3 protein-coding genes are annotated in these 2,560 nt (G+C 68.7%); 1 reads left to right on the top strand and 2 read right to left on the bottom strand.

Annotation, left to right across the window (positions count from 1 at the left end; genetic code table 11):
• Both VMJ11_RS09595 and VMJ11_RS09590 read right to left on the bottom strand, forming a co-directional pair.
• A partial coding sequence (locus VMJ11_RS09595; protein ID WP_325619178.1) for a hypothetical protein occupies nucleotides 1–1,101 on the bottom strand: 1,101 nt, incomplete at its 3' end.
• A 218-nt stretch (nucleotides 1,102–1,319) separates the two neighbouring features.
• Nucleotides 1,320–1,490: a rubredoxin gene (locus VMJ11_RS09590; protein ID WP_008342674.1), complete on the bottom strand. Its 171-nt coding sequence runs from the start codon at nucleotides 1,488–1,490 to the stop codon at nucleotides 1,320–1,322.
• A 297-nt stretch (nucleotides 1,491–1,787) separates the two neighbouring features.
• Between VMJ11_RS09590 and VMJ11_RS09585 the strand changes: the two genes are divergently transcribed.
• On the top strand, nucleotides 1,788–2,560 hold a 773-nt coding region (locus VMJ11_RS09585), incomplete at its 3' end, for a hydroxymethylpyrimidine/phosphomethylpyrimidine kinase (RefSeq protein ID WP_325619177.1).

Below are 2,560 nucleotides of genomic sequence, written 5' to 3'. Positions count from 1 at the left end.
CGAGGCATCGGCGGTCTGCAGGAAATCTTCATACGCGTTGCCGTTGACGACAAGCGCGCCCAGCTCGCGCGTGGGCGCGATGCGCGCCGCGATCGCGCCTGCCTGCGCACTGCCCGCCTCCCAGAGCGCCTCGGAAGCCTGGGTGCCCGCAACCTGCCAGTCCACGGTCAAGCCGTAGTCGTGCAGCAGATCGACGTCGGCGGTGTCCTCGGCAGCGGCCCCGAATAGCGCATAGTCGCGCCATAGCAAGGCCAGCGTGGCCCGCACGAGCGTTTGCGGCGCGAAGCGCAGCCCGCGCGCATGCTCTCCGATCAGCAGATTGCAGCGCGCGTAAAGGCGCCGCACGCCCTCGTCGCCCCACGACGGCACGCCTTGCCGTAGCGCGCGGCCGCAGGCCGCCGCAAGACGCCAGAAATCGTAGGGATCGGGACTCGACAGTTCGGCCATGCAGGCGTCCATCTCGTCGAATGCCGCGAGCGCGAGCGCATTGGCCGCGCGGCTGCCGTTGGCGAGACGCGACTTCATCGCGTGCAAAAGCGCCGCCTCATAACGCGCCCGCACCTGGCCAAAGCGCTGTGCCGGCTGCGGATGCAGCGTGGCCGGCGCGAGCGGCCGACCTTGCAACGCCACGTCTTCGTAGGCGAGCGTCACGCCCGGCATGTACCGCGCGAGTTCGACCACAAGCGCGTGCTGCCGCGCAAAGAGCGCGGGCGAACACGCCAGCTCGCGCAGATTGCGGCGTTCGAGCGCAGCGGCGAGTTCCGCCAGCGCCTCGCGGAACAGCGTGCGCACTTCGGCGTCCTCCGATTCCTCGGCTGCGTGGAGCGGTCGCACCGGCAAGCCCGGCGGCGGCGCCACGGCCACCGGCGCGGCGAGCGCGAGCGGCGAAGCGAGCAGGAGCGTGTCGGCAAAGCGCGCCGCCGCGATCCAGCCGGCGTCGCGCAGCGTACGCGCCGCCTGGCGCAGCGGGCGCGCGACGTCGCGCTGCTCGTCGAGCGCGGCGAGCGCCTGGGCGAGCGCGCCGTGCGCGAATGGCACCTGGCCCCCACGCGGATTGGGCAACGCTTCGAATCGGGGAACAGCGGTTGAACGAAGGCTCATGGGGCAGCGCCGAAAACAATTGCGGGCCGACCAGACCGACAATACCGACGACAGCGACGACTGGCGGAGCGAAACCTTGCAGCGCGGCGGACCAGCCGCGTCACGACGAGCGCACGTGCACTGCACATGCCAGTTGCACCGCCATCGACGCCCTCACGCGAGCCGTCCGGACCACGCAGCCAGGCTGCACGCCGGGCACCTCGGGCGCGAGCGCGGCCTCAGATCTGGACCATCTCGAAGTCTTCCTTGCGTGCGCCGCACTCGGGGCATGTCCAGTTGATCGGGACATCCTCCCAGCGCGTGCCGGGCGCGATGCCTTCGTCTGGCAAACCGGCTTCTTCGTCGTAAATCCAGCCGCAGATCAGGCACATCCAGCTTCTATATTCCATTCTTATGCCGCGTCGAAAAGTCCGAAACCAATCGGAAACAATCAGGGAAAAATTCAGGGAAACGAGAGCCATGATGGTACCTTGTTGCCGTTTCCATGCCTAGCAACGAGGAAATTCCGCCTGCACGGCTTCGGGAGCGGCGGGTCACGGCGAGCGTCCCTGAGCGGCGCGCAAATATCCTTGCTTGCGCCGGCGCCATCCGTCCCCCGGATGCCCGGATAAGCCGCATAATTGAAGCATCCTGCTATGACGGCACGGCAATGCCGCGCCAGAAGCCCATTCCATCTCGCCACCTTCATGCCCAGCGACACCCCTCCCATCGTCCTCACCTTCGGCCTTTCCGACCCGACGGGCGGCGGCGGACTGCAAGCCGACCTGCTCACGCTCGCGAGCATGGGCTGTCACGGCGTCACCGTGCTGACAGGCTATACCGTGCGCGACTCCGCCGGCTGCGACGAAGTGACTGGCCTCGATCCCGAAACCGTGGCCACCCAGGCGCGCATGCTGCTCGAGGACATGCCGATCGCGGCGTTCAAGGTGGGCGCCGGTGCGCGCGCCGAGGTCGTGAGCGCGATCGCCGAAGTGGTCGCCGACTACGACGACGTGCCGCTCATCCTCGCCCCCGACTTCACGCTCGACGACGAGCACGTGCTCGCCGCCGACGAACTGCGCGAAGCGATCGCCGACCTGCTGGTGCCGCAAACCACGCTGCTCGTCGCCGACGCCTCCGTGCTGATTGCGCTCGCGCAGCCCGACGGCGACGCCGAGGCGCCGAGCGTCGACGCCGCCATCGCCCACCTGCTCGCCACGGGGTGCGAATACATCCTTTCGATGGAAACGGGCACGCATCGCGTGGTCAACACGCTCTATTGCGAAGACGGGCAGCTTCGCCAGGACCTGTGGGACCGGGCTCCGCAGCCGATGATGGGCCTGACCGACACGCTCGGCACGGCGATCGCCGCGCTGCTCGCGAATGGCCAGGAGCCGCCCGAGGCGGTGCGCGAGGCGCAGGAATATCTGTACCAGGCCGTGCAGAGCGCATTCCGTCCGGGCATGGGCGCGTGGCTGCC

The sequence above is a fragment of the Paraburkholderia sp. genome (genome assembly GCF_035501035.1).
GTDB lineage: Bacteria > Pseudomonadota > Gammaproteobacteria > Burkholderiales > Burkholderiaceae > Paraburkholderia.
This window is presented reverse-complemented; position numbering and strand designations above follow the sequence as displayed.